Annotated in this window: 2 protein-coding genes, 1 tRNA gene and 1 pseudogene; 1 reads left to right on the forward strand and 3 read right to left on the reverse strand. The window is 66.6% G+C overall.

What is annotated here, in order from left to right:
• Nucleotides 1-15 precede the first annotated feature (15 nt).
• Nucleotides 16-861 (reverse strand): pantoate--beta-alanine ligase, encoded by an 846-nt coding sequence (panC, locus tag PRL19_RS15665; RefSeq protein WP_273743508.1) that lies wholly within the window; start codon nucleotides 859-861, stop codon nucleotides 16-18.
• A 152-nt stretch (nucleotides 862-1013) separates the two neighbouring features.
• On the opposite strand from panC, the gene PRL19_RS15670 reads away from it, so the two are divergent.
• A complete protein-coding gene (locus PRL19_RS15670) occupies nucleotides 1014-3506 on the forward strand; it encodes a GcvT family protein (protein ID WP_273743509.1) in 2493 nt (830 codons plus the stop codon).
• A gap of 295 nt (nucleotides 3507-3801) precedes the next feature.
• Here the strand turns inward: PRL19_RS15670 and PRL19_RS15675 are convergent.
• Nucleotides 3802-3876, reverse strand: a tRNA-Gly gene (locus PRL19_RS15675).
• Nucleotides 3877-4001: 125 nt separating this feature from the next.
• Nucleotides 4002-6356: pseudogene (uvrA, locus tag PRL19_RS15680) on the reverse strand (excinuclease ABC subunit UvrA); the annotation flags it as partial.
• Between the last annotated feature and the right edge of the window lie 16 nt (nucleotides 6357-6372).

Raw genomic sequence — 6372 nt, forward strand, 5'->3', positions numbered from 1 at the left:
GCGGGGCCGCGCGGGTCAGGGATGGGCGGTGCGCTGGTCGATCAGCAGCACGTCGCCGAAACGGATCGCCAGCAGGATCGCCACCGGACCGCCCACGACGGCGATGCGTGACAGGTCGCGCGCGTCGCGGATGTCGATCGAGCGGATGTCGGCCCGCGGTTCCGTGGACAGGATGGCGCGGATCTGGCGGCGCAACAGGCTGACGGGCGTGCCCATCGCGACCGATTCCGCCGCATGGTCCAGCGCACGGGCCAGCACCGGGGCGGCGGCGCGATCCTCGGCCGTCAGGCGCTGGTTGCGCGAGGACATGGCCAGCCCGTCGGGTTCGCGCACGGTCGGCACGGGCAGGATGGTCACGGGAATGTCCAGGTCCTCGACCATGCGGGTGATCAGGGTCAGCTGCTGATAGTCCTTTTCGCCGAAGGCCGCGGCCTGGGGCTGGACGATGTTGAACAGCTTGGTGACCACAGTCGCCACGCCGCGGAAATGGCCAGGGCGCAGGCGGCCCATCAGGATGCCGCCCAACTGCGTCACCTGCACATGGGTCTGCGCACCGGGGCGCCAGATGTCGGACACCTGCGGCAGGAACACCGCGTCGCAACCGGCCTTGCGCAGCAGGTCCAGGTCCTGCGCCTCCTGCCGAGGATACTTGTCCAGATCCTCGTTCGGGCCGAACTGCGCGGGGTTCACGAAGATCGAGGTCACCACCCGGCCGCCGCCCTGCCGATCCAGCCAGTCGCGGGCCCGCGCGACCAGGGTCAAGTGGCCCTGATGCAGCGCGCCCATCGTCGGCACCAGGGCTGTGCGGCCCGCGTCCCGGCGCCAGGCGCGCATGGCGTCGGTGCTGCGGCAGATGTCCATGGTGCCCCCTTGTTGGCGTGGGCCGCAACCTAGCGACGGGGGCGGGTCTGGGCAAGGCCATGTCGTTTTTCGCCCGCAGATGTCGGGCGCCTTTGACGCGGCGTTTCACCGATGGGGCATCACAGGCGAAACGGTTCCAACAGGAGAGCGCGATGACGTCGCATGTGAAGGTTCTGGTCGTGGGCGGGGGCGCGGTCGGATGCGGCATCGCGCTGCATCTGGCGCGCGCGGGCTGGGACACGCTGCTGGTCGAACGCGACGAGCTGACCGCCGGATCGACCTGGCACGCGGCGGGGCTGCTGCCCCTGTTCAACATGGGCTATGCGACCAGCCATATCCACGATTACTCGGTCAAGCTCTATGCCGGGCTGGAGGCCGAGACGGGGCTGAACGCGGGCTTCACCCGCTGCGGCAACCTGCGCATGGCGCAGACGGATGGGCGGATGGACGAATACATGCTGTATTCCGCCACCGCCGAGACGATCGGGATCGAGCATCAGTTCCTGACCCCCGCCCAGATCAAGGAGCGCTGGCCGCTGGTCCGCACCGAGGACCTGAAGGGCGCGCTGTTCCACCCGACCGACGGATACATCAACCCCGCCGACGTGACCCAGGCCATGGCCAAGGGCGCGCGGATGGCGGGCTGCCGGATCGAGCGCAAGATCCAGGTGAACGCCTATCGCTGGACCGGCAGCGAATGGGTCGTGACGGTGGAAAAGATGGTCGATCGCGGCGGCAACCTGATCCCGTCCGGAGAGGTCTATGACATCCACGCCGAACATGTGGTGACCGCGACCGGCAACCACGCACAGCGCACGGCCAAGCTGCTGGGCATCAAGATCCCCGCCATCCCGGTCGAACACCAGTTCATCGTAACCGAGCCAGACCCCGCGCTGATGCGCTGGCGCGCCGAAGGCAACCCCGAGCATCCGGTCCTGCGCGATGCCGATGCCAAGTGGTATGTCCGCGAGGAGCGCGGCGGCTGGATCCTGGGTCCCTATGAAAAAGGCGCACCCGCGCGGTTCGAATACGGCGTGCCGGACAGCTTCCGCGCCGACCTGTTCCCCCTGGACCTGGAGCGGATCGAGGAGGAGTACATGGCGATGATCCATCGCATTCCGACCTCGGAGACGGTGGGTCTGAAGGACGACTTCAACGGCCCGATCTGCTATACCCCCGACGGCAACCCGCTGGTCGGACCCGCGCCGGGCCTGCGCAACATGTGGCTGGCCGAGGGGTTCAGCTTTGGCATCACCGCAGCCGGGGGCGTGGGCCATTACCTGGCGCAGATGATGACCGAGGGCGAGGCCGAGATCGACATGGCCTCGCTGGACCCCCGCCGGTTCGGGTCCTGGATGACCACGGAATACGCCGCCCGCAAGAACGAGGAGGCCTATGACCACGTCTTCATCCTGCACCATCCCGACGAGGAGCGGCCCGCCTGCCGCCCGCTGCGTACCTCGCCTGCCTATGACCGGCAGGCGGCGCATGGCGCGCAGTTCGGGCATGTGAACGGGTGGGAACGCCCGAACTACTACGCGCCCGAGGGCTTTGACGACCATGACAGCCGCAGCTTCCGTCGCGGCGGATGGTGGCAATACGCCAAGGCCGAGGCCGAGGCCGTGCGCCAGACGGCGGGCCTGGTCGATGCGACGGCGTTTGCCAAGCACACCGTCACCGGGCCCGGGGCGACCGCCTTCCTGGACTGGTTGACCACCAACAAGCTTCCCAAGGTGGGGCGGATCAACCTGACCTATGCGCTGACCGATGCCGGGACGGTGCGGACCGAATACACGATCGTGCGGCGCGGAGAGCAGGATTACTACCTGGTCAGCGCCGGGGCCTGGACGGATTACGACCGCGACAACCTGCTGAAATTGGCGCAGGATTTCATGGCCGCTGGGGGCGAATACGTCCATGTGCAGGACGTGACCACGCAATGGGGCGTCTTTGCCCTGGCAGGGCCTGAGAGCCGGAACATCCTGGCCCGGATGATCCGTGACGCGGAACCTGCGACCGCCCTGTCGAACAAGCGCTTTCCCTGGCTGTCGATGCGCAACATCGAGCTGGGCATGGTCCCGGTCATGGCCATCCGCGTCGCCTATACCGGCGAGCTGGGATGGGAGCTGCACCACCCGATCGAGATGCAGAACCACCTGTTCGACAAGCTGATCGCCGCCGGAGAGCCGTCTGGCATGAAGCTGGTCGGCGCTCGGGCTCAGAACTGGCTGCGCCAGGAGAAGTCGTACCGCGCCTTCGGCACCGAACTGGGCCGGGATGCGACGCCGCTGGAGGCGGGGTTGGACCGGTTCGTGGACCTGGGCAAGGAGTTCCGCGGCAAGGCCGCGATGCAGGCCAAGGGGATCCGGTCCACCTGTGTCACGCTGCTGATCGACGGGCCGGCGGATGCGGACCCCTGGGGCCGCGAGGCGCTGTTCCTGGACGGGGAAAAGATCGGGCGCCTGACCTCGGGTGGCTATTCGGCGGCCTTCGGCAAGCAGATCGGCATGGGCTATGTCCGCCCCGACCTGGCGACGCCCGGCACCAAGCTTCAGGTGCGGATGTTCCGCGAGCTGTATGACGCGGTGGTGACCGAGGACAGCCCGCACGACCCGCAGAACGCCCGCATTCGCGTCGACGGCTGACAAGGTTGCGCAGGCGGTCCCCCCGCGATCGCCTGCGCACGGACGCCAAGGGTACCGATGGTTGGATCGGCCTATGTCGTCACCGATTGACCGGCGTACGGGGCAGCGGGACTGACCATGGTCGCCGCATCCGGCGGATCATCCTCCGCGTGCCAACAAAAGCTGTTTGTGCACCCGGAATCACCCAGACCATCGTCGCAGGCAATCACGATGGAATTCGGGCTATTGCCGCCTGACGCCAAGCCGCAGGCCACAAATGACAAAGGCCAGACCCGAGGGTCTGGCCTTTTGTTTTTGGAGCGGGCGAGGCGATTCGAACGCCCGACCCTAACCTTGGCAAGGTTATGCTCTACCCCTGAGCTACGCCCGCACTCCAGTTCCTCTTGCGATCCGTTTCACCGTCTCGCCTTCGGTGAGCGGGTATTTACGAAAGCCCGCCGGGGGGTGCAAGAGGAAAAAACGCACCATCGGCGATTTTCTTTTGCACCCCCTGCCCTACTCCGCAGCGCGGCTACGGGCCGGGTTCAGCATGGGTCCAAGATAGCGCCCGGTATGGCTGGCCTCGACCTGCGCGACGTCCTCCGGCGTGCCTGCCGCCACGATCACGCCGCCGCCATCGCCGCCCTCGGGGCCGATGTCGATGATCCAGTCCGCCGTCTTGATGACGTCCAGGTTATGCTCGATCACGATGACCGAATTGCCCTGATCGACCAGTTCGTGCAGCACCTCCAGCAGCTTGCGGACATCCTCGAAATGCAGACCCGTCGTCGGCTCGTCCAGGATATACAGCGTGCGGCCAGTGGACCGACGAGACAGCTCCTTGGACAGCTTGACGCGCTGCGCCTCGCCACCCGACAGGGTCGTCGCCTGCTGGCCCACCTTGATGTAGCCGAGGCCCACCTGCATCAGCGCGTCCATCTTCTCGCGGATCGAGGGGACGGCGCTGAAGAATTCCTGCGCGTCCTCCACAGTCATGTCCAGCACATCGGCGATGGACTTGCCCTTGAACTGCACCTCCAGCGTCTCGCGGTTATAGCGCTTGCCCTTGCAGGTCTCGCACTCGACATAGACGTCGGGCAAGAAGTGCATCTCGATCTTGATGACACCGTCGCCCTGGCAGGCCTCGCAGCGCCCGCCCTTGACGTTGAAGCTGAACCGGCCCGGCTTGTAGCCACGCGCCTTGGCCTCAGGCAGGCCCGCGAACCAGTCGCGGATGGGCGTAAAGGCGCCGGTATAGGTCGCCGGGTTGGACCGCGGCGTGCGCCCGATGGGGCGCTGGTCGATGTCGATGACTTTGTCCAGATGCTCCAGCCCACGGATCGTCTCGCAGGGCGCGGGGGTCTGGCGGGCGCCGTTCAGGCGCAGGGATGCGGTCTTGAACAGCGTCTCGATGGTCAGGGTGGACTTGCCGCCCCCCGACACGCCCGACACGCAGACGAAGCGGCCCAGCGGGAATTCGGCGGTGACATCCTTGAGGTTGTTGCCGGTCGCCTTGACCACGGTGACCTTCTTGCCGTTGCCCTTGCGGCGGGTCTCGGGGACCTCGATCGCGCGCTTGCCGGACAGATACTGGCCAGTCAGGCTGTCGGGATCGGCGGCAATCTCGGCAGGCGTGCCCTTGCTGACCACGCTGCCGCCATGCACCCCCGCCCCCGGCCCCATGTCAAAGACATAGTCGGCATGGCGGATCGCATCCTCGTCATGCTCGACCACCAACACCGAGTTGCCCTGGTCGCGCAGGTTCATCAGCGTGGTCAGCAACCGGTCGTTGTCGCGCTGGTGCAGGCCGATGGACGGCTCGTCCAGAACGTACAGCACGCCCGTCAGGCCCGACCCGATCTGGCTGGCCAAGCGAATGCGCTGGCTTTCGCCGCCCGACAGCGTGCCTGCCGCGCGCGACAGGGTCAGATAGTTCAGGCCCACATTGACCAGGAATCCCAGCCGCTCGCGGATCTCCTTGAGGATTGCGGCGGCGATCTCGGCCTTCTGCTTGGACAGGTGGTTCGGCGCGTCGGTTATCCAGTCCAGCGCCTCCTGGATCGACAGCTGCACGACCTCGCCCACGTGGTTGCCGGCGATCTTGACCGCCAGCGCCTCGGGCTTCAGGCGATAGCCTCCGCAGGCGCCGCAGGGGCGGTTGTTCTGATAACGCTCGAACTCCTCGCGCACCCAGGCGCTGTCGGTCTCGCGCAGGCGGCGTTCCATGTTGGGAATCACGCCCTCGAAGACGCGGCTGATCTCATAGACACGGCCGGCGTCGTCAAAGCGGAACTTGATCTCGTCCTTGCCCGACCCGCGCAGGAACATCTGCTGGACGCTGTCGGGCAGATCCTTCCACGGGGTCTTCTTGTCAAAACCGTAATGCTTCGCCAGCGCGTTGATGGTCTGGGTCAGGTAGGCCGACTTGGTCTTGGCCCAAGGCACGATCGCGCCCTTGTCCACCGACAGGGCCGCGTCGGGCACGACCAGGCGGTCGTCGAAGAACAGCTCGACCCCCAGACCGTCACAGACCGGGCAGGCGCCGAACGGCGCGTTGAACGAAAACAGCCGCGGCTCGATCTCGGGGATGGTGAAGCCGCTGACGGGGCATGCGAACTTCTCGGAAAAGGTCAGGCGCTCGGGTTCGCCCTCGGCCCCCTCCTCCTGCGCCAGCTCCAGATGGGCGATGCCGTCGGCCAGGTTCAGCGCGGTGCGCAGACTGTCTGCCAGCCGCGTCTCCAGCCCCTCGCGCACGACGATGCGGTCGACCACGATATCGATGTTGTGGCGGAACTTCTTGTCCAGGGTCGGCGCGTCGTCCAGGTCGTGGAAGGTGCCGTTGATCTTAACCCGCTGAAAGCCCTGGCGGCGCAGTTCGGCCAGCTCC

It is taken from the genome of Paracoccus marcusii, assembly GCF_028621715.1.
GTDB lineage: Bacteria > Pseudomonadota > Alphaproteobacteria > Rhodobacterales > Rhodobacteraceae > Paracoccus > Paracoccus marcusii.

Bases quoted from the DNA above. Each gene is read 5' to 3' on its own strand.
- panC (WP_273743508.1), bottom strand. From the start codon at position 861: ATGGACATCTGCCGCAGCACCGACGCCATGCGCGCCTGGCGCCGGGAC.
- PRL19_RS15670 (WP_273743509.1), top strand. From the start codon at position 1,014: ATGACGTCGCATGTGAAGGTTCTGGTCGTGGGCGGGGGCGCGGTCGGA.